This is a genomic window from Anaerobacillus sp. ABD4_527, from assembly GCF_056160805.1.
Map to the genome: position 1 here is coordinate 1,558,636 of NZ_JBSWXZ010000001.1, position 22,357 is coordinate 1,580,992.

At 42.0% G+C, this 22,357-nt stretch carries 19 protein-coding genes and 1 pseudogene; 2 read left to right on the forward strand and 18 right to left on the reverse strand.

All coding sequences use genetic code 11. The features are described 5' to 3' along the window. Positions 1-138 precede the first annotated feature (138 nt). Entirely contained in the window at positions 139-1,596 is a 1,458-nt protein-coding gene (locus tag ACXAHI_RS08185) for an aldehyde dehydrogenase family protein (protein WP_474847113.1), read from the forward strand. 47 nt (positions 1,597-1,643) lie between these two features. On the opposite strand, the pseudogene ACXAHI_RS08190 reads toward ACXAHI_RS08185, so the two are convergent. The 11 genes and pseudogenes from ACXAHI_RS08190 to ACXAHI_RS08240 all read right to left on the reverse strand — a co-directional run. Then, positions 1,644-2,081 (reverse strand): annotated as a pseudogene (locus ACXAHI_RS08190) (LLM class flavin-dependent oxidoreductase); the annotation flags it as partial. 78 nt (positions 2,082-2,159) lie between these two features. Further along, a complete protein-coding gene (rbsB, locus tag ACXAHI_RS08195; protein WP_474847114.1) occupies positions 2,160-3,092 on the reverse strand; it encodes a ribose ABC transporter substrate-binding protein RbsB in 933 nt (310 codons plus the stop codon). Between the two features lie 10 nt (positions 3,093-3,102). Beyond that, positions 3,103-4,053 carry a ribose ABC transporter permease RbsC gene (rbsC, locus tag ACXAHI_RS08200; RefSeq protein WP_270179745.1) on the reverse strand — a complete coding sequence of 317 codons (951 nt, stop codon included), beginning with the start codon at positions 4,051-4,053 and terminating at the stop codon, positions 3,103-3,105. Further along, positions 4,046-5,536 carry a sugar ABC transporter ATP-binding protein gene (locus tag ACXAHI_RS08205; protein WP_474847115.1) on the reverse strand — a complete coding sequence of 497 codons (1,491 nt, stop codon included), beginning with the start codon at positions 5,534-5,536 and terminating at the stop codon, positions 4,046-4,048. The genes rbsC and ACXAHI_RS08205 overlap by 8 nt, the downstream gene beginning before the upstream one ends. A 14-nt stretch (positions 5,537-5,550) precedes the next feature. Beyond that, positions 5,551-5,937: a D-ribose pyranase gene (gene rbsD / locus ACXAHI_RS08210; RefSeq protein ID WP_270179747.1), complete on the reverse strand. Its 387-nt coding sequence runs from the start codon at positions 5,935-5,937 to the stop codon at positions 5,551-5,553. Further along, entirely contained in the window at positions 5,934-6,824 is an 891-nt protein-coding gene (rbsK, locus tag ACXAHI_RS08215; protein ID WP_474847116.1) for a ribokinase, read from the reverse strand. Before rbsK ends, rbsD begins: the two co-directional genes overlap by 4 nt. Before the next feature lie 6 nt (positions 6,825-6,830). Further along, positions 6,831-7,808 carry a LacI family DNA-binding transcriptional regulator gene (locus tag ACXAHI_RS08220; protein ID WP_474847117.1) on the reverse strand — a complete coding sequence of 326 codons (978 nt, stop codon included), beginning with the start codon at positions 7,806-7,808 and terminating at the stop codon, positions 6,831-6,833. A 117-nt stretch (positions 7,809-7,925) separates the two neighbouring features. Further along, entirely contained in the window at positions 7,926-8,786 is an 861-nt protein-coding gene (locus ACXAHI_RS08225; protein ID WP_474847118.1) for a hypothetical protein, read from the reverse strand. A 62-nt stretch (positions 8,787-8,848) separates the two neighbouring features. Beyond that, a complete protein-coding gene (locus tag ACXAHI_RS08230) occupies positions 8,849-9,004 on the reverse strand; it encodes a hypothetical protein (RefSeq protein WP_474847119.1) in 156 nt (51 codons plus the stop codon). Between the two features lie 142 nt (positions 9,005-9,146). After that, entirely contained in the window at positions 9,147-11,549 is a 2,403-nt protein-coding gene (locus ACXAHI_RS08235; protein ID WP_474847120.1) for an MMPL family transporter, read from the reverse strand. Beyond that, complete coding sequence (locus tag ACXAHI_RS08240) at positions 11,546-11,998, reverse strand: MarR family winged helix-turn-helix transcriptional regulator (RefSeq protein ID WP_270179753.1); 453 nt, start codon at positions 11,996-11,998, stop codon at positions 11,546-11,548. The genes ACXAHI_RS08235 and ACXAHI_RS08240 overlap by 4 nt, the downstream gene beginning before the upstream one ends. A 156-nt stretch (positions 11,999-12,154) precedes the next feature. Between ACXAHI_RS08240 and ACXAHI_RS08245 the strand changes: the two genes are divergently transcribed. Continuing rightward, positions 12,155-12,649, forward strand: coding sequence for a CBO0543 family protein (locus ACXAHI_RS08245; RefSeq protein ID WP_474810734.1), 495 nt, complete (start codon positions 12,155-12,157; stop codon positions 12,647-12,649). Positions 12,650-12,717: 68 nt separating this feature from the next. Here the strand turns inward: ACXAHI_RS08245 and ACXAHI_RS08250 are convergent, their stop codons facing one another. From ACXAHI_RS08250 to ACXAHI_RS08280, 7 genes are all read right to left on the reverse strand, one after another. Beyond that, positions 12,718-13,578 (reverse strand): AraC family transcriptional regulator, encoded by an 861-nt coding sequence (locus ACXAHI_RS08250; RefSeq protein WP_474847121.1) that lies wholly within the window; start codon positions 13,576-13,578, stop codon positions 12,718-12,720. Positions 13,579-13,669: 91 nt separating this feature from the next. Beyond that, positions 13,670-16,159 carry a heavy metal translocating P-type ATPase gene (locus ACXAHI_RS08255; RefSeq protein ID WP_474847122.1) on the reverse strand — a complete coding sequence of 830 codons (2,490 nt, stop codon included), beginning with the start codon at positions 16,157-16,159 and terminating at the stop codon, positions 13,670-13,672. Positions 16,160-16,185: 26 nt separating this feature from the next. Further along, positions 16,186-16,554, reverse strand: a complete 369-nt coding sequence (locus ACXAHI_RS08260) for an ArsR/SmtB family transcription factor (RefSeq protein ID WP_474810731.1) — start codon at positions 16,552-16,554, stop codon at positions 16,186-16,188. 121 nt (positions 16,555-16,675) lie between these two features. Beyond that, on the reverse strand, positions 16,676-18,742 hold the full coding sequence (locus tag ACXAHI_RS08265; RefSeq protein ID WP_474847123.1) for a right-handed parallel beta-helix repeat-containing protein: 2,067 nt from the start codon (positions 18,740-18,742) through the stop codon (positions 16,676-16,678). Positions 18,743-18,936: 194 nt separating this feature from the next. Continuing rightward, positions 18,937-20,013 (reverse strand): M42 family metallopeptidase, encoded by a 1,077-nt coding sequence (locus tag ACXAHI_RS08270; protein ID WP_474847124.1) that lies wholly within the window; start codon positions 20,011-20,013, stop codon positions 18,937-18,939. Positions 20,014-20,048: 35 nt separating this feature from the next. After that, on the reverse strand, positions 20,049-21,665 hold the full coding sequence (locus tag ACXAHI_RS08275) for an ABC transporter substrate-binding protein (protein ID WP_474847125.1): 1,617 nt from the start codon (positions 21,663-21,665) through the stop codon (positions 20,049-20,051). A 57-nt stretch (positions 21,666-21,722) separates the two neighbouring features. Beyond that, positions 21,723-22,163 carry an Lrp/AsnC family transcriptional regulator gene (locus ACXAHI_RS08280; protein WP_474847126.1) on the reverse strand — a complete coding sequence of 147 codons (441 nt, stop codon included), beginning with the start codon at positions 22,161-22,163 and terminating at the stop codon, positions 21,723-21,725. Positions 22,164-22,357 lie beyond the last annotated feature (194 nt).

Below are 22,357 nucleotides of genomic sequence, written 5' to 3' on the forward strand. Positions count from 1 at the left end.
CTATAAAACATCAATAACGAGAGGAAACTCTCTTTAAAGACAGTGCTAATGATTGGAAGAAATTCTCGCGTACCGACAAGTTTAGTAGTTTAGCGTAGCGGGAACCTTCTTGATTGTATAGTAAAAGGAGGATTTCTAATGGCTAACACTTATACGAAACAATACATTAATGGAGAATGGGTTAAGGGAACGAGTGACAAAACTGTAACAAATTATAATCCATTTTCTCAGGAGGAACTGTTCACACTACAATCTGCATCAGAAGAAGACCTCGATCAAGCATATAAGAATGCAAAAGAAGCGCAACGATCATGGGCTAAAACGACACCAGGTCAAAGACAGCAAGTTCTTGATAAAGTGGCTGCCCTTATGACGGAACGTAAAGAAGAGATCATCGACTGGCTAGTTAAAGAGTCCGGTAGTACAAAGATCAAAGCAAACGTGGAATGGGCTGCAGCTACCCGTGTCGTAAAAGAATCCGCTTCTTTTCCTTATAGAATGAAAGGGCAAATCGCACCTTCTGATACGCCAGGGAAAGAGAACCGTATTTACAAGAGCGCGAAAGGAGTACTCGGTGTCATCGGACCTTGGAACTTCCCACTTCATCTTTCCATGCGTTCAGTCGCTCCAGCACTTGCAACAGGTAATGCTGTCGTCCTTAAACCGGCTTCAGAAACACCCGTTACAGCAGGCTTCTTAATCGCAGAGCTTTTTGAAGAAGCTGGCCTACCGAAAGGCGTTCTTAACGTTGTTGCAGGGCGCGGTTCAGAAATCGGGGATGCTTTTGTGACCCATCCAATACCAAAGCTGATTTCTTTCACAGGTTCAACTGAAGTTGGAAAACATATCGCTGAACTTGCTGGGAAGCACATTAAGGAAACAGCACTAGAGCTTGGTGGGAACAATGTCTTTATCGTGCTAGATGATGCCGACATCGATCAAGCTGCAGAAGCAGCAGCATTCGGTAAATTCCTCCATCAGGGTCAAATCTGTATGGCGATCAACCGCATCCTTGTTCATGAAAGTGTTCATGATGAATTCGTTGAAGCATTCAAAGAAAAAGTAGCATCTCTTCAATCAGGTGACCCAGCAGATGGGAATACAGCTGTTGGACCTCTTATTAATAAGGAAGCAATTGAACGTATCCAAGAATCTCTTGATGCTTCGCTTGAACTAGGTGCTGAGAAGATTCTTGGCGGTGAAGTGGAAGGCAACGTGATGCAGCCTGTCATTCTCACAAACGTCACGAACGATATGCCGATCGCAAAAAATGAAATTTTCGGTGCTGTAGCCCCAATCATTTCATTCAGTAAGGAAGAAGAAGCAATTGAACTTGCAAATGGTTCTCCATATGGCCTTAGTGGTTCTGTTCACTCTCGCGACTTGAATCGCGGGGTCCAAGTGGCTCAGCAAATCGAAACGGGTATGGTTCATATCAATGACCAGCCTGTGAATGATGAAGCGCACATGGCATTCGGCGGTGAAAAGGAATCTGGACTCGGTCGATTTGGCGGAGAATGGGCATTAGATAAATTTACAACGGTGAAATGGATTTCTGTTCAACAAGAGCGTCGTGAGTATCCGTTTTTTAAATAAGTATGAAAGCCCTCGAGTAGATTCGAGGGCTTCATTTCTATAGAAAATTAAACTTTTACTTGTTCTCTTTCCAACAACCTCTCCTTTTCCTTCACAAGCGGTATAACTTCCTTCCCAAACCGCTCAAGATCTTCTTCATAATGAAAGTGTGCTGTTAAGATCACTTCGATTCCTATCTTTTTTAATTCTATGATTCGATCAGCCACTTGATCAGGTGTACCGATCAAGCCAGTTTTAAAGCCATCATTATATTGAACGAGATCTTCGATACTAGAATTTGCCCACATTCCTTCCTTATCTCTAGTTGACTGGCCAGCTTCTTTCACCGACTGTCTGAATCCTTCAACTGCCTCTTCATCCTTATAGCCGACAATGTCCCGGAGAAGCTGGTGCGCTTCTTCCTCTGTATCTCTCACGATTACAAATCCGTGTGCAGCGAATTTCACGGTACGCCCTTCTTCTTTAGCTAACGTACTCACTTCATCATCTAGATTAAATTGTTATGGCTTATAATAAGTGGCTACTTCTTAATTGTCAAGAAAATTAACGAACTTTTCTAACAATTATTCTTCAGAAGCCGTTTCTTCTGTTACTAATTTTAGAGGGACTGGAATCGTATCTTTCACATCATTCCCTTGAAGAACATCCATTGCAGCTTGTACAGCAAGGGATCCAATCTTCTCAGGCTGCTGTGCCACTGTAGCTGATAACTTTCCGTCTTTGATGCTATTGATCGCATCTTCATTTCCATCAAAACCTACAACAAGTACATCCCTTCCAGAGCTCTGAATCGCCTGGTATGCTCCTAATGCCATTTCATCATTATGAGCAAAAACAGCTTCGATACCAGGATTTCCTTGAAGCAAGTTTTCCATCGTGTTCAAGCCTTCTGTTCGATCGAAGTTAGCCGTTTGCTTAGCTACAACGTCTAACTTCTCATCGGCAATGTTGTGAAAACCTGCGCCACGTTCACGAGTGGCAGACGCACCTGGCACGCCTTCTAACTCAGCGACTTTAGCGTCTTCACCAAGCTGCTCCACTAAGAACTTTCCTGCCATCTCGCCACCTTTTTCGTTGTCTGAACTGACGAGCGTTGCAACCTCGCCTTCTTCAGCAGAGCGATCAAGCGTGACGACTGGTATACCTAAACTGTTTGCAGATTGAACAGCCGTTGAGATTGCAGATGAATCTGTTGGATTGATTAACAAGGCATCAACACCTTGCTGGATCAAATCTTGCACATCGTTAATTTGTTTTGCTGCATCGTTTTGAGCATCGACGACGACAACTTCCATCCCCTGCGCCTTTGCTTCAGCTTCAACGCCGTTTTTCATCGAGACGAAGAACGGGTTATTCAATGTAGAGACCGATAATCCTAACTTAATGTCCTCAAGATCTGTTTTCTTATCAGGCTTTGCCCACTCTGGCGGTTGCAGTGAGCACGCTCCTAGTAAAAGAAGTGACAAGCTGAGCAGTAGTGGTAGTATTTTCTTCATTGTAACCCTCCTAAGCTGCTTTCTTTCGATCGATTAATACTGCGATGATGATGACGACACCTTTGACGACCATTTGGAAGAAAGATGAAACGCCAAGCAAGTTTAAGCCATTATTCAATGTACCGATTATCAGTGCGCCGATCAGCGTGCCGACAATTAAGCCTCGACCACCTGATAAGCTTGTCCCACCTAGTACGACCGCCGCGATCGCATCTAGCTCGTATGATGTTCCTGCAGTTGGCTGTGCAGAGTTTAGGCGTGACGTGAGGATCGCTCCTGCAAGTGCAGATAGTAGCCCAGCAAGAGAATACACCATGATTTTTATGCGAGATACTTTAATACCTGATATGAGTGCAGCTTTCTCGTTCCCACCGATCGCATATGTTTTACGACCAAACGGTGTTTTATGAAGAATAACCCAAAGAACAGCGAACGACAGAAGCATCGTTATCGCAGGCACTGGAATTCCGAGGAAATACCCTCTTCCAAACAGTTGAAACGCGTAGCTGTCCCCAAGTCCTGTGATTGGATTTCCATCCGTGTAGACGAGCGTTAATCCACGAAACATCGTCATTGTAGCAAGTGTTGCGATAAATGGCGCCATTTTTCCTTTCGTTATCAAAAGGCCGTTCACCATTCCCATTACAGCTCCAAGTAGACATCCTATTAGAATTGCGAGAATGGGATCTATTCCAGAGACCATCATGCCTGCCATCAAAGCACTAGACAGTGCAAGGATCGATCCGACGGATAAATCAATGCCTCCCGTTAAGATGACAAACGTCATACCATAGGCGATAAGAGCATTGATTGCCACCTGTCTAAGCAGGTTCAGTAAGTTTAGCGGTTCAAGAAAGCTAGGGTTGATTATTGAAACGGTTGCTACAAGTACGAGCAAACCGACTAGTGGTCCGAGCTTTTGCATGAGATTTCCAACGTGGTTATTAGTAAGTTTACTCATTTACGTGACCTCCTGTTGCCAGTGTCATTATTTTTTCTTGCGATGCTTCTTCTTTTGATACTTCTCCTGCAATCGTCCCTTCGTGCACGACTAGGATACGATCACTCATCCCCATCACTTCAGGAAGTTCGGATGAGACCATCACAATCGCAACTCCCCTGTCAGTCAACTCATTCATCAGCTGGTAGATTTCGCGCTTCGCCCCAACGTCTACCCCTCTCGTTGGTTCATCTAAGATCAGTACTTTTGGTCCGATGCCAATCCACTTTGCGATAACGACCTTCTGCTGGTTTCCTCCTGATAAATTACCAACGCTCGTCTCTGCTGATTCTGTCTTGATCGTCAATCGCTTGATCAACAGATCAACAAAGTCTTTTTCACTTTTTTCATTAATGATTCCGTTCTTCGTGAAACTAAAAAGACTTGACAGTGCGATGTTATCTTTTATAGAAAAATCGAGTATAAGTCCTTCTTCTTTTCGATCTTCCGTAATTAATCCGAGACCTAAACTTACAGCTTGCTCAGGACTTTTTACGGTGACCGGTTGACCGTTCACAAAAATTTCTCCGTGATACTTTCCATCGAGTCCAAAGATCGTACGTACGATCTCCGTTCGTCCTGCTCCCATCAAGCCTGATATCCCAACGATTTCACCTGACTGAACGTTAAAGCTCACGTCTTCGAATACTCCTTTACGAGTAAGGTTTTTAACTTTGAGTACGGTGTCACCTACGTTCACTTCACGAGTAGGAAAGCGATCGGTCAATTCACGTCCAACCATTTTTCGAACAACATCGTCGAAGTTCGTTTCCGGGATCGGAGTCGTATCTACCGTTTGACCATCACGCATCACTGTGATGGTATCGCATATCGTAAAGATTTCTTCCATTCGGTGCGAGATATAGACGATCGACACACCAGCTTTTTTCAGAGAACGGATAACTGTAAATAGCTTTTCGATTTCTCGATCGGTTAATGCCGCAGTTGGTTCATCCATTATAATGACCTTTGCATCAGTCATAAGCGCTTTTGCGATCTCGATCATTTGCTGTTCACCAACTGAGCAGTGACCAGCCTCCTTGGAGAGTGGAATAGAAATCGACAGCTTATCGAACTGCTCCTTCGCAATCGCTTTCATTTTTTTCGTGCGAATAATCCCTAAAGATGTAACCGGTTCCTTATTGATGAATAAGTTCTCGAGCACCGTTAATTCCGGCCATATATTGAGCTCTTGATGGATAAAAGCAATTCCAAATTCCTCAGCTTCCTTCGGATTTGAAAACATTTTTTCTTCCCCATCGATATGGATCGTACCCTGATCCTTTGAGTGAAGTCCTGTTAAAATGTTCATGAGCGTTGACTTTCCTGCTCCATTTTCACCCATCAATGCATGAACTTCACCATCTTTAATCGTTATGTCCACACCTTCTAGCACCTTGTTGTTCCCAAACGCTTTATGAATACCGCTCATTTTGACCTGCATGTTATCACCCCTTTTTAAAAGATTACTCCTGCATGGAGAATGCAGTTGGCAAACGGCGTAACTTCTCCTGTTCGAATAACAGCTTTTGCCCTATTGGTCTGTTCCTTCAAAGATTCGTGAGATGTGTAATCAACCTCTTCAAAGAGAGACGACATCTCATCATACACGCGCTCGTTACGTTTCACTTCATCAGCGAGCGTTACTTTTTCAACGACCATTTCTTCTTTCAATAGTTGTACAACATCAAGAAAAGAGGGCACTCCTTCTTTTAAAGACAGGTCGATCTTCTGGACATGATTCGGTACTGGAAGTCCTGCATCTGCCACAACGATGGTATCTGTGTGACCGAGGTCAGCGAGTAGTTTTGTGATGTGACTGTTTAACATTCCATTTCGCTTCATTCTGATAGCCTCCGTTCTACTTCTTCACGAGTAGGCATTCCGCCCTGTGCTCCAAATCCTGTTACAGAAAGGGATGCAGCACGATTTGCGAATCGAATACTTTCTTGCATATCTTTTGATTCGGCAACCGCAACACCGAACGCTGCGTTGAACGTATCTCCAGCCCCAGTCGTATCAACGACTTCAACCTTAAACGAAGGAACAAGAACTTCTTTTTCACCATCAAAATAGCGAACACCTTGCTCTCCCTCTGTAATCAATACTTTATTTGGGAATGCTTTTAGAGCTTCTTTTGGAGGTAGTCCGTTAAATAACACGGCGGATTCATGTTCATTCGGTGTAAGATATGTTGCTAAATCCACTACTTCATTTGAGATCTCTCTTGCTGGTGCTGGGTTTAGCAACAAAGGAACGTTCATCTCGCTGCAACGTTTTGCTGCATAAGCTACCGTTTCTTCTGGAACTTCTTGTTGAATCATCACGAGGTCACACGTTTGTAGGAAGGAACTCATTTGTTCAACATAATCAGGTGTAACGTAATCGTTCGCACCCTTCACGACTACGATACTGTTATCACCTTCTGCTAGGATGATGTGAGCTGTTCCAGACCCCATATCTGTAACCGGTTCCACATACTCCGTACGAACCCCATTCTTTTTAAAATTTGCTATGATCTCTTCACCATACGAATCATCTCCAACGCGCCCGATCATATAGACTTCTGCACCAAGTCGGGCAGCTGCAACAGCCTGGTTAGCACCTTTTCCACCTGGTACAGTTTTAAACGATTCACCGAGTACCGTTTCACCAGCGCCTGGGCGCTTCTTTGAAGTTACGACGAGGTCCATTGAAGAACTGCCAATAACGGCGATTTTTGCTTTATTCATACCCTTTCATCCCTTTCGCGTTGTGTTTCGTTCGATTAGTTCGACTGGAAGTTGAATCGAACGTTCGACTTCCTGCTCTTTTCTTATTATATTGATCAATAGTTTAGCTGCCTGTTTTCCCATTTCATACGCTGGCTGTCTGATCGTCGAGAGTGTTGGATACGAAAGACTGCTTTGAGGAATATCATCATAACCGATAATCTGCACTTCTTCAGGAATTCGTTTCCCTAATCTTAACGCTTCATGAAGAATCGCAATTCCAACAATATCGTTACTCGCGATAACAGCATCTGTATCGGCATATTTATCAAAAAGCTCTTCTGCCCATCCTCTTGCATCTTCGAAAGAGTAGGACGTTGTCGACATAACTGAAAAATCGACCTCTTCTTGACTAAGATACTCGATCGCCCCGCGAAACCGATCTTGGGCTGGCTTGATATGAGAAGGTCCCTTCATTACGGTGATACGTTTAGCTCCCTTTTCTACTAAAGCTTTTGCCGCAATACGACCACCTTCTCTTCCATCCGCATAAACAGCAGGGTAGTCCTCTGAAGTCCGGTCTAACAGAACTAAAGGAAGAGCTAGTGCTTCATAAAGCTCCTGATCAAGATAATTCGTTGCAGAAATCATTCCAACGACGTTATTCTGCGCAAATGTTTGTATATAATCTAATTCTTTTTGTATACTTTCATCGCTATTACCAAGTAATAACCGATACCCTTCACGGTTCACTTCATCCTCCACACCTCTTGCTAGCTGCGGGAAAAATGGATTCGTTATATCAGGAAGCAGCAACCCGATCAATCTGGATTCACGTTTATAGAGAGAACGTGCCACTTCATTCGGGCTATATTTCAATTTCGTGATCGCTTTCATCACTTTTTCTCTCGTTTCGGACCCCACGTATCCATTATCATTTAATACACGGGAAACCGTTGCGACTGAAACGCCCGCTTCTTGTGCAACATCTTTTATCGTAACCACGTTCTTCACTCCCTGATCCCTTTATGTGTAACCGGTTACACATAAAGTAACATATTATTGGAACCGCTTGCAATCTTTTTTTGCCTTTTTCTCTAAGTTGTTACAAGCTCACTCCACTTATACGCTCTTCATTACCATCACGTCTTCCGTTAACTTCAAATATCCGTCTCTAGCAAACTCTTCTGGTAAAAATGCTGTTGTAATGCTCAATGTGTTAGCTCCACGACGAGAACTTTCTAGCTCAATTGACGACATCACGTCTTCGAATACGTCCATCAAGTCATTACGTAAAGACATTGCAATAACCTCGGCATAGTTTGTATCCTCTCTGATCGCAACTCCAGCGTATCCTCCTCGTTCGCCGTTCATTCTATATTCGATTCCATAGTCAAAGTTTACTGAACTGTAGTACTGTCTCATCATTTCAATCTCAGCATCTGAAGTATGAAGATTATAGCGGCGCTCTAAACTCTCCCATTTATCGAATTGAAATCCTTCCTCAACATGATAGGACAACACTTCGTTTTGCTTTGTTGTTATCCCATCTAAATTTGTTCCAACTATCGGTGAGGTATGTATTGTCTCAAACCCTTTGGATAAGAAAAAGTCGATCGGTTTTTTCCACTGACTACGAAAACGCTGCGCGAATTTTTTCGCCCCAAATTCTTCACTTACAGCAAATCCGTAGACACGATCATATAACTCGTTTTGAATATCACCTTCATACCCTTCGAGTACCCACGGATAACCAAGCGAGACAAACTCACGGCTTCCAGTAAAACTCATATACCCAACTAACATATCGCCATCAAAAGCAAATGCACGAGACTTCGGATGAAATTGTTCCTGAGTGACAAACTGACTGGGTGAAATCGTTGGCTTCCATGCATAAGGAAGATTTGAAGTTACTTTTTTCCAAAACTCATACTGCAACGTTAAATCTTCAGGGCCTTCGTAATAACGGTATCTTATACTCAATACGTTCACTCTCCTCATTAACATGATTCATGATAACTTCCAAAACATACAATCGGCTTTGACTATAGATTGTTCTTATCCATCCGTTCTTTTATATCTTCTAACAAACCATTTTGTTCTTGCAGCTGATTTGTAATCTTCTCTGCTGTGTTCGTGATGGTTTTGGTAATGGACCATAAGAAAATGATCATCACGATCAGTAACCCTAACCCTTCCATACTTTCCACCTATTTTCTGTTGAATATTTGCTAATCCCTACTACCAAGTATTTCAAAAGGCTGTCCTGACCGCAATAGCAATTGTGTATTATTACTTTCACATAGAAAAATCCAGCCCAATTGCATTGGACGGGATTTCTATTTAGTTACGTTTTTTAGCGTGAAATGGCCACCAAACGCCATTGTTGAATGACACGGTAACAGCTGGTATGAGTAATGGCAGAACGATGAGGCCATATAACAGTAATCCAGTGATTACAATGGTAGCAATCTGCACGAGACTCAAGACTCCTGAAGGAATCATCGCTGCAAACGTCCCAGCTAGAATAATCGCAGCTGTAATGATAACGGTACCCATCTTAGACATCGAGACTTTGATCGCATCTACTACGGATAAGCCGTTTGCTGATTCTTCACGGAATCGATCTAATAGAAAGATCGAATAGTCAACACCAAGTGCAATCAGCATCACGAATCCAAAGAACGGCACAGCCCAGCTAATTCCGTCGTAGCCAAGTCCATTCACAAAAATCCATTCTGCAACTGCCACTGATGTAAAATAGGTGAGTAAAAGCGAACCAATCATATAGAGCGGCATGATAAAGGACCTAAAGATGATTGCTAATGCTACAAATAAACTGATCAACATGATCGTTACGGTCTGGGTAAAATCGCTGTTAGAGATGTCGCTCAAATCACGGTTAATACTCGATACACCGCCTATCGCAATCTCAGCATCTTCTAGCGGCGTTTCCTTGATCACGCGATCCGTCGTTTCTGAAATACGATCGACCGTATCGATCGCTTCTGGTGAGTAAGGGTTATCCGATAAGATGACTTCTATCTTCGTTCCCGTTTCCTCACCAAATGCATATCGGTCGATCACTTGTGCAAACTCCTTGTTTTCGAGAGTGCCTTTTGGAATATATAACCCCGTATCACGAATCGTTTGGCTTTCACTCATTCCCTGAAGCTGATCGCCGGCTGAACGTAATCCTTCAGAGATTTGATTCAACCCTTCTAAAGGATTTTGTTGTGGCGCATTAGGCGGGGGCGACTGCGCTTGAGCGGCTTGACTGAGCCCTTGAACGGCACCATCCAAGCCATCAGCTGCCTGATTCACACCTTCAGCAACTCTACCAAGCTGGTAATCTGCATAAAGTTCATTAATGACGTCACCTGCAGGTCTTGTGATCGAACGGACGCTATCCACTCCTTCAATCTTCACAAGTTCAGCACTAAGTTTCTCTACATAAGGAACAGCGTTCTCTGTCACTAGTTTTTCATCACTAGAAAGTAAAACTTGTACTGGCAATGAATCTCCCTGACCGAACCCATCTTCAATAGCTCGCAGACCTTTAACAGACTCATAGCTATTTCCTACTTCATCAACCGTATTGAATGATAAAGAATCATCGTACGTGAACAACAGTGGTACTGTGATGACTCCAACGACAACCATCGAGAGAAGCGGGCGATTAACAGAAAGCTTACTCATCCATCCCCAAAGCTTGCTATCGTTATGGGATACAGATTTCTTTGATGGCCAGAATAGTTTTTCTTTTAGCGTTGCCATGAAGAATGGCATAACGGTGCTCAGTACAAGCAGCAAGACTGCAATCCCTACTGCCACCGCTACCGCTGACTTGAAGATAGGAAAGTCTGCAAATCCGATCGCAAAAAAACCGATAAACACAGCGAGACCACTTATATAGAGTGTTCTTCCAGCTGTTTTGTAAGTGCGGACGATCGCATCGTTGATCGGCTGTCCTGCTCCAAGTTCTTCTTTAAACCTGCTCAGTAGCAAGATACAGTAATCTGTCCCTATTCCAAAGAGAATGGCGACAAGGAAAATTTGCGTGTAGTTCGATACAGGAAAACCGAACCAATCGATAAAAAATGCTACGATCGACTGACTCAGCAAATACGTAATCCCAACAGCCATAAGTGGGATGATCGGTGTCACAAGTGACCGGAATACAGCAAGAAGTAATGCAAAGATAAGAATGACTGTAATGATTTCCGTCCGTTTTAACCCTTCCTGTGCACTCAAGTTCACATCATGATTGATGATCGCTTCTCCAGTGAGGTAAACAGATTCTTGCTCTTTTACAATATCTGCTCTTATTGTATCAGCGAGCTCAACAACATCTTCTTGCGAGCCATCGACAGTGATGGGAACGAGCACTGTTTTATTGTCCTCTGAGACGAGCTGTGCTTCAAGTTCTTCACTTCCAAAAGGTGCCAAAACAGAACTGATTGGATCCCCTAGATCTTGAATTTCTTTTACAGTAGATGAAATCGCTTCCCTTGAAGAGTCATCTATCGTTTTTTCAAACGAATACACTAACGAAATGGTTTCCTCTCCCGCTCCTGCATCATTCAGAATTTCAGCCGCTCGTATTGAGGCAGCATCATCAGGGAGCTGAAACGTTCCCGCTTCTTCTGCCTGCTTTGTTAAATTTGGAGCTAAAACATACAATAGAACCGTAACGATTAACAGTCCGATCGTAATGGGCCATCTCAATTTGATGATCGCATTCATCCTCTTTCCCCCTCTAACTTCAATATCGACTTAATCTTACGGAACATAATTAAGAAATTGTCTAGCTCCTCATCTTTTACATGGTTTGCGAACAGATCATGAATGTAGGCGTACACAGCTTGATCTGATTCTTTCAAAACTTCTGTACCTTTTTCAGTTAAATCAACGAGTTTCGTTCGCTGATCTTGTTCTGACTTAACGATTTTGATCAAGGCTTTTTCTTCAAGTTTCTTCAAACGATTCGAAATTGCACTCTTATGTACCCCTTGAAGTTCAGCTATGACACCTGCAGTTAGAGCACCGTTTTTACTTATAAGCTTAAGTACTTGGATCTGCTCGAGGGAATACTCCTGCCAAACGTCTGCTTCGACATTTTTCAGAACCCTTTCAGTTCCAAACACCATCACATCTTCAAAGAGTTCAACTGCTTCTATTAATCGCTCATCCAATTTAGTTCACCCCCTAAACTACATTACTCTATATAGTTTAGGGGGTGAACTATATGAATGTCAAGTGCTTTCATTTTTGGAAAAAAGGAATCTCTTGTATCTATCGCTCTCTTATTGACCACTCTAGCAATGACGCAAACTTTAGGAGAAGATGTAATGAATTTATTCCTTGTTGCCCTTGTCTTTCTATTCGCCATCTTGAAAGGGGATTGGAAGAACTGGGAGTCATACTATCCATCAATGTTGTATATTTCCTTAGCTTCGTTCTTATATGAATTTATTTCTCATAGTCATTTTCACCTTTGGGAGCTTCACAAAGATCATTTCTTTAACTTGATGAACGTTCACTTCGTCCATAACTTGATCATTAACCCATTGGTAGCATTTGTATTCTTATCTCATTATCCATCCGGTATCAAAAAACAAGTACTTTATACACTCAAATGGATTGTAATCTTTGGACTGATCGAATGGATCGGTACAAAGATGGATGTTATTTCATATCACAACGGTTGGCATTTCGGATGGTCGATCCTATTTGTGATGGTAATGTTCCCAATGGTCCGTCTTCATCATATTCATAAGCTAGCAGCGCTAGTACTTTCTTGTCTGGTGACATTTCTATACTTGTTAACCTTTAACTACTTGTAAATGAAAATGAGAGCTTTCCAGCTATAGGAAAGCTCTCATCTATAAGTTCACGTTCTTTCATAGTTCTTTTATTTAACCGGGATCCAAATTTCTGAATAGTAATCTTCGTTATTCGGGTTCCCTTCCGCATACACTTCGAGCTCTGGTCCACCAGCATTTTCGTACCCGTTCGATGGGAACCATTCTGAATAGATTTTCTTCCAGGCATTCTGCATTGCGTGAGGCATCGCACCGTGAACACTAAAAATCGCCCATCGACTCTTCGGTATGTGAAGAGTCTCCATATTCTCTGCACTGTTCCCTTCATGTGCAACAGCAATCCAATACTCCATTTGTTCGGACTTTTGATCGTTTTTGCTCACACAAATCCCCAGCATGCCTTTGATGGGACCATCATTTTTCTTTAAAAGGGATTGATCGGTACCATTTGAGTTCACTTCTTCCCACATTTTTGGTATAAGTGTGAGATTCTCTCCGTTTACACAAGACATGTCTTTCTTCATACCAACAACTTGAAACGCGTCTTTTTCAACAATATCGTACTGCATTGGTTCCGCTCCTTTCAGACTCACCTGGATAACCAGGCGGTTATAAGCTGTTATCTTTCCGGACACTTTCCGTGCTTCACTTGGAGACACCCCATGCTGTTTACGAAAGGCTTTTGAGAAAGACTCGGGAGTATCGTAGCCGTACTTATAAGCGAGGTCGATGATCTTAACGTCACTACTTTTTAATTCCTGAGCGACCAACGTTAACCTTCTTCTACGCAAATATTCTGCTAAGGTGGTCCCGGTTAAAATCGTGAAGGCTCGTTGAAAATGAAATGGAGAGAGATACGCAGCTGCAGCTATATCTCGTACCGTTATCTCTTCCAACAAATGATCCTCCATAAAATCAATAGCTTTTTGCATCGACTCGATTAACGTCACATCACTCACTCCCTTACTCACACTTTAGCAATACCTTATCATAAAAACCTGTCATTCCATGCTTTGGAATGACAGGTTTTATAGAAGCGTTTTATTCTTTTTTTAACAACCGCATGCTGTTTAAAATAACGAGTAACGCAGCACCTGTGTCACTTAACACTGCCATCCACAGGGTTAAGAAACCAGGGAAAATGAGCAGGAGCGCCGCCACTTTCGTCACTAATGAAAACCAAATATTTTGCTTAATAATCTTCAGTGCTCTGCGGCTCAAATTTATTGTATAAGGGAGTTTCTCCAAATTATCGGCCATCAATACGATGTCAGCTGTTTCCATCGCCGTGTCTGTTCCAGCGCCGCCCATCGCGATACCTAGATCGGATGTCGCAAGAGCAGGGGCATCATTGATACCATCTCCAACCATCGCAACACGTTTCCCCTCATTTTGCAGTGCTTTAATGGATGTTACTTTTCCTTCAGGCAGTAATTCTGCGAAATACCGATCGACTCCGGTTTCGCTTGCAATTTTCTTAGCTGTGCCAGAATTATCTCCCGTTAACATCACGATCTCTTCCAAGCCGACTTCTTTTAACTTCTGTATCGACTGAACGGTGATATCACGAATCGTATCCGCTACAGCGATCACACCTAAAACGTCCGTTTCGTTTCCAACTACAACAAGCGTATTTCCATCCCTCTGTAACGTTTCGATATCATAGTTACCCAGCGAAACGTTCAATTCAGAGAATAACTTCGGATTACCCGCAAAATAATTAATTCCGTTAATTGTCGCTTGTGCGCCTTTCCCTGGAATAGCTTTAAATGACGTTCCCTCTTTGATCGAGATCTCTCGCTCTTTTGCATACGTTATGATTGCTTGAGCGATTGGATGAGTGGAATGTTCTTCGATCGTTCTTGCAATACTGAGAAGCTCTTCAGTATTTGTGTCATGCGAAAGAACCTGCGTCACTTTTGGTTTTCCTTCTGTAAGAGTCCCCGTCTTATCGAATGCCATTGCTTTGATCGCTCCGGCTTTTTCTAAGAACGTGCCTCCCTTGATCAAGACACCGTTATTCGCTGCGTTCCCAATTGCAGATACGATTGCAACGGGTGTAGAGATAACGAGAGCACACGGACAAGCTACGACTAACAACGCGAGACCTTTATAGAGCCATTCTCCCCACGCTCCAAATCCTAGTAATGGTGGAACGACCATGACAAGGAGAGCGAGTATAAACACGATCGGGGTATAGACTTTTGCAAAGCGATCAACGAATGCTTGAGTTGGCGCTTTTTTCTCTTGTGCCTCTTCTACAAGGTGGACAATCTTTGCAATCGTAGTATCTTCAACGTATTTTGTTACGCGTACCTCAAGAGAGCCACTCTCGTTAACGGTACCTGCATATACCGTATCGCCCTTCTGTTTGTCGACAGGTAACGACTCACCCGTGATTGCTGCTTGATTGATACTAGATGTGCCAGATAATACTTCACCATCAAGAGGGATCTTGTCACCTGGTTTCACGATGATCACATCGTTGATGTTCACTTCCTCAACCGGTTTTCGGATGTGCTGATCACCTATTTTTACCGTTGCTTCAGAAGGTGATAGGTTGATGAGGCTCCTTATCGAATCTCTTGTACGCTCGATCGACCTGTTTTGCAATTTGTTACCTAGTGCAAAGAGCCAGACAACAGTTGCACCTTCGAACCACTCACCGATCAGTGCTGCCCCAATCGCGGCTGAAGCCATGAGAACGTTCATATCGAGAGACCCACTTTTAATCGCGTAATAAGCACTTTTTGCAGGCTTGTATCCTCCTATGACGATGGCAACTGCGTAAAGTGCTGCGATGATGTCAGTGTTCAGACTCGTAAATGACCCTATAAAACCGAGTGCTAGAAAGATTCCAGATAGTGTTGTAACAGGAACATTTCGTTTCTTCACCTTTTCTTGCGCATGTGAAGATTGCAACGAAGCTGTAAAACCTGCTCGTTCCACTTCTTTTATTATCTCTTTTTGATTTGTCGTGTGATCGACCTGCATGTTGCCTGTAGAGAAGTTTACCTTTACTTCATGTACCTTCGGATTTTTCACAAGGTGTTTTTCGATCGTCATCGCACAAGAACCGCAGTCCATTCCTTCTACCTTGTACGTCTGCATGTTTTTCGGTTGATGAAATGGTTCTGCTTCAAAACCGAGTTTGCGAACATGGCTCGGGATTTCATGATAGATAGCAGAAGACTCGGCACCTACAGCCATTTTTCCTGTACCATATGAAACTTGAACAGTACGAATCCCTTTTGTCTTTCGTAACCCTTTTTCAATCGTGAGGGCACAGGAAGGGCAGTCCATGCCGGTAACCTTGTAGTGTACAGTATCTTCATTTTTTTGATTCTGAACTTCCTTCTCAACTGAATCACAGCAACTCGAAACCGATTCAGCTTCTTTACTATTCTCATTCGAACAGCATGTCGACAAAGATGCACTGTCGTTATTGGAAGAACAACAACTCGCTTCAGTTAGCTCAATAACGTCTGAATCACCTGAACAACAGCTTGAATGGTTTTCTCGCTCACTCATCTCTCCACCTCCAATACAAAAGCCATCTAAGAATGCTTAGCATGTAGCATCGCAATCGAAACCAACTGATGCACATGATCATCTGCTAAAGAGTAAAATACTAACTTTCCTTCTTTACGGTATTTGGCCAACTTCATGTTTCTTAATAACCGTAAGTGATGAGATGCCGTGGCTGTCGTAGAACCAATAATATTTGCAACATCGCACACACATAGCTCTTTTTCTAACGTTAGGGCATATGCAATCTTCATTCTCGTAGCATCTGATAGCGCTTTAAAAATCAGCTCGACTCCTACAACCTTTTCAATTTCAGGCTGCACTCGTTGAACGAGTTCTTCATCATAACAAAATGTATCGCACGTCTCTTTATTTCGCTTCATTACCTTTTCACTCATCTTCGTCACCTTCATTCAAATGATTGTTTGAGTATTTGTTTATAGTTTAGTATTTTCCTCATTTGAAAGCAATAGAAAAACGCTTGAATACGTGTTCAAGCGTTTCTATTAAATGTAGGAGTTACCCACAAATCTCTGGTGGATCACTTCTCATACACTCATTCTGTAAAAAGGTGTTATTTTTATCCTCTTCTTTTACATCAAAAGGACTATTTCTAAACAACGTATCTCTGCTCAAAAAATTGTGATCTGCTTCTTTTTCAAGTAAAACACCGTTCCTCTTGTTTAATGAAATTGTGTTATGTTCTACGTTATGAAAATTTGCTTTAATCAACACGCCACTTTCAGAGTTGAATCGAATGGTATTCCCTGCAACATGATCACCTTCATTTTCAAGTCTTACACCGTTTAACCCATTCGATAAAAGAGTGTTTGCTATGATAGCCCCAGAGCCAAGCCCCGCAATTTCATAAACACCATCATGATTATTTCCTCTTATTTCATTGTTGTATAAAAAGTTAAAACCAGCGTTGTCCACAATCCCATTCATACCGTTAGAAAAGAAGCGGTTTTGAGTTACAGTGCTACCGACCGTGGTATTTCCTTCAAAGTTTACTCCATTTCCACCATTGGCATAGACACTGTTATCAACGATCCATGTGTTCATCGCTTTAATACGTATACCATCATCACTTGCATGAGCGATCTCGTTTTTCCATATAAGTGTAGAAAACGCAAGGGAAAGCTCAATACCGCTTCCACTCGTAATGTTCTTAATCTCATTTTCAACGAGCGAAACGCCAATGCCCTTCACGTAGATTCCGGCATCAGTATAATTAACAATCTTGAATCCTTGTATGAGTAGAATACTAGATGATAGGTCGAAGCCAACTTTCAATCTGTTTTTACCATCTAGGGTTACGTGGTTTCCTTGTGCGATGATTCGGATACCAGACTTTGAGATTGGCACCGACACTTCTTCATGATACACCCCGTTTTCTACTAAAATGGCACTGCCAGGCGAAGCGGCATTAACGGCCGAAGATATCGTTTCATAGTCCTCCGGTACGTGGATCACATGGTTTTTCGAGTTGGGTTCTTCTTTTGGGTTGGAAATGTGGTTTAAATGATTTTGGAGGAACGTATTTTTAGGGTTTTCAACAACGAGGTCACTCTTTCGATTACTTTTAAAGTGGTTGCCATAAACAAGGTTTCTCGTAGCATTTTTATTTACTACAAGTCCGTTCATATTCTCAATCAATTTATTCAATTCGATAACGTTTAACTTACCTTCTACTTCAATACCAAATCTCTCATTCCCTACGAAATCATTGTCTAGGACGACGTTACCTGGTGTTTTTATCGCTTGCCCGTTCATCTTATTGTTTTCAACTTTGTTCCCTAAAGAAATTGACCCACCAAGACTGGAAGGCTGTTCAATGCCATCTTTCTGGCTTTCACTAATTTCGTTATCATAGATAAGATTAAATCCTTCATCTTCTAGAATTCCACTCGCCCTATTATGCTGAATGACGTTCCCAACGATGTGATTCCCTACCGTTTGGATGCGAATTCCATTCCCGCTCTGGCGGATCGCATTATCAACGACCCAAACGTTTTTTGATTGAAGGTTAATTCCATTTTGATACGCATTCGAGATGATATTCTTCCAGATCAAATTAGAAAATGTTCCTTGATCTAATTGGATTCCGTGCCCTTTTCTTACTCCATGAATCGTATTCTCGATCAGTTTAACACCGTATACACCTTTTACTTCAATCGCTGCTTTCACGTAATCTTCTATTATAAATCCCTGTATTTCTACGTTATTCGCTATCAACATGAATCCATTTTTCAGCTTCCCTTGTCCATTCAGCATCACCTTGTCTCCATTTGCGATAAAACGAAGGGAAGGTTTATCAGAAGGAACAGTGATACTCTCATAATACGTACCGTTCGAAACGAGGATCACATCACCGGACTTCGCTTTTCTTACAGCTTTCGTAATCGTTGAAAAGTCTTTTGGTACATGTAACGTTCTTTGAGCTGTTTGTCCGTTCGATTGTGAAGATGCACCAGAGCTGTCCGCCATCATCTTTACTAGCTCAGAATGGTAATCTTTCAAACTATTCTTCCACTCTTCCAATAGTTTTTGTAAACCTATAGGTAGATTCTCACTCCCTAACATTCGTGTTCCACACCTTCTTTCAAATTTCGGTTACGCGCCTTATAAGTTATTCTTACTCGATAGAGGCAAATAGCACTTATAGCATGTGTATTACCGATGGGACTCGAATGCTTGTGTGCAGGCCTAAGAATCCGTTAATTCATAAAAAAAGAGCCCGTCCACTTTTATTTGGACAGACTCTTCACGCTTGATCATTATGAATCCAAAAACGTCTTTCCGTTCAACTCATCTAATGAGGAGATGAAATGAAGCAACAGCTCTCCACAGTTAGATAGATCTGTTAAATCCACCACTTCATGTGGTGAGTGCGTATAGCGTGATGGGATCGACAGTGCTCCAGTCGACACCCCTTCACCCGTCATATGAATTGCACCTGCATCCGTTCCAATCCCCATAAAAATCTCTTCCTGATATGGAATTTCTTTTTCTTGAGCAACTTTCACAAGGAGATTACTTATTAGTGGATGAGAAATCAGCGACTTATCAGCTAGTTTCACACACGGACCACCTCCTACTACTCTAGTTCCGGTCATGATGACATCATTGGTATCGCTAGTAGGGGTCGTATCGATGGCTAATGCGAAATCAGGCTTAATACTAGATGCTACTACAGAGGCGCCCCTTAATCCGACTTCCTCTTGAACGGTAAAAGCCATATAGAGATCTCCATGTTCAAGTGAATCCTTACTCAACCGTTGAATGAGGTCGATTAATAAAGCTGATCCAGCTCTGTCATCCAACGCTTTCCCCATAACTTTTGGAAACTCCTCAGTTCCTATCTTCTTTAATTCAGTTCCATAGCTAATCGGTTGACCAACTTTTATCCCCATTTTGATCGCTTCTTCGTCATTTAATGCCCCAACGTCAATATAGAGCTCTCTATGATTACTAACTCGATTAGGATTGTCCCACTTCACATAATGGGCAGAGATTGTACCGATGACACCGTGGACCGGACCGTTAGAAGACTTTATCTTCACAGGTTGAGATAATAGAATACGGTCATCAAACCCTCCAACTTGTTCAAATCGGATCAAGCCATTTTGTTCGATCTTCTTCACTACGAATCCAATCTCATCTGAATGTGCAGCAATTAAAAGGGAGGGGAAATTAGCATTCGTACCATTTATTTTCACGATCAGGTTACCTAATGAATCTACGTTGTATTCATCCACATAATCCTTGACTAATGATAAGATTTTCCTTTGAACATCTTGTTCGTACCCCGATGGACCGATCGTGTCACATAATTCTTTCAGCAATGTAAACATAGAAATTCTCCTTATCCTCTATCTTCTTATGACATTTATTTCGTTAAGTAAACATCCCAAAACGCGTCATCACTCATTGGATGAGCTACAAAACCTTTAACATACTTCTGCTTTGAAAGCGGAGGTGTCGTATGGCCAATTAGCGCCCATGGTGCATCATCATAAAACAATTCCTGTGCTTCTTTATAGATTTCAATCCGCTTTTCTTCATCGAATGTGGTTCTAGCTTCTAATAATAGGTTTGTAAACTCATCGTTCTTGTAAAACGCACGATTGTTTGCTGGTGCTGTTGCATTTGTTTTACTTAAATTAGGAAATAGGAAGTTATCAGGATCAGCCATAACACCAGTCCACCCGAACAGTGCCATGTCATGCTCACCGTTACTCGTTTTGTCCAGGTACGTCGCCCACTCGTACGTGTTGATCTCGACGTTCACACCGACTTCAGCTAAATCGGACTGAATGGCTTCTGCAATCTTTAAAGGTTGGGGCATATAAGGTCTTGGATTACTCATCGCCCATAGTTCGGTAGTAAAACCTTCTTGTAATCCAGCTTCTGCAAGTAATTGTTTTGCTTTTTCTGGGTCGTACGTATAGCCATCGATTTCTTCGTTATACCCCCAAAGTGAAGGAGGAATAGGATTTACAGCTTTCTCAGCCATACCATTATAGAACGCATCGATGATCGAATCTTTATTGATCGCATAGTTTAATGCCTTCCGCACTTTTTGGTCATCAAATGGTGCTTTTTCCATATTGAAAGCCATGTAGCCAATATTAAATCCTGGTCTTTTGACTAAATCAAGATTTCCATCTGACTCTACTAGGTCTGCATCATCTGGGCTTAAACCATCAATCATATCGACTTCACCTGTTTGCAGGGCAGTAAAACGTGCAGAATTATCTGGAATGACTCTGAAGATGAGTTGATCTAGGTGAGGGATGTCTTCAACATAATACTCTTCATTCTTACTTAGTAATATCTTGTCGTTCCTCGTCCAGCTCTCAAATTTGAACGGTCCAGTACCGACAGGGTTTTCGTTATAACTGTCTCCGTACTTTTCGATAGCTGCAGGGCTTGCAATACCAAACATCGGGATAGCTAAGTAGCTGATAAATGGTGCAGTTGGTTCTGTCAACTTTATCTCCACCGTATACTCATCGATTGCTTTAACGTGCTCAATCTTATGGTCTTCGTCTCCCTTGAAGCCTCCATATAAAAAGGAATAGTAGGTAAAGTCACCATTATGCTGAGGATGATTCGGATCCATCCATCGATCAAAGTTAAACACGACCGCATCCGCATTAAACGCTGTACCATCGTGGAATTTCACTCCCTCACGTAGTGTTAATGTCCACGTTAACTCATCATCTGCTAGTTCATAGTCAGTAGCGAGCCCGTCCTGTAATTCTAGGTTTTCATCGTAGTTAAAAAGAGTTTCATAGATATTATGCGTAACCCGGGTTGATTCACCATCAGTTACATCGATCGCATCAAGCGATAAGGAATCAGCACCTCTAGCAAATATTAGAGTTCCTCCTTCTTTTGAACCTTCTTCACCTGATTCTGTAGATGATCCGTCTCCCCCTGAACAAGCAGTCAGTACCATCCCAACTGCAATCGTGAGCAGGATTCCAAGTAGTCTTCTCAACCTAATCCCTCCAAATTTTTTGTAGCAATGCCTACACTTACTCGCTTCCACTAACCACTAAATAATGTCATGAGTGTTCTTGAAGATATCGAATTGATACGTTGTATTAACCTTTCGTATACCATCAATGTCATATAGTTTGTACACCATTTTCCTGATATCTTCCTGATTCGGTAAGTTTGTTTGAATCATCAGAGGATAATCACCAGAGGTTAGCGTGATGTAGCGTACTTCTTTATAACCTTTCATCTCTTCTACAATGTCATGCAAACGTTTAGGCTCAACATCTAACTGAAAGATTGCTGCAACCTTAACACCTACTGAAACGGGGTCAACTATGCCTACTACTTTTAGAACACCTGCATCTACTAGCTTCTTATACCTCAACCTGATCGTTTTCTCGGTAACGTCTAGCTCTTCTGCAATGTCTTTAAAGGACATACGACCATCATGTGATAAACAAATGACCAACCCTCGATCTAATTCATCCAAAGTCATGATTTACACCACCTTTTTTTTACTATCCTTCCATCCATCAAGATACTTAACAGCGAAATTAATGCCTAAAAATGATAATGAATATTGTATATTGTACGGAATATAGTATTTATCTTGAAAATACTACCTTAAAATGGATTTAGAGATATTATAAATTAATGAATGAATTTTCTCAATAATCAGACCTTGTTTTT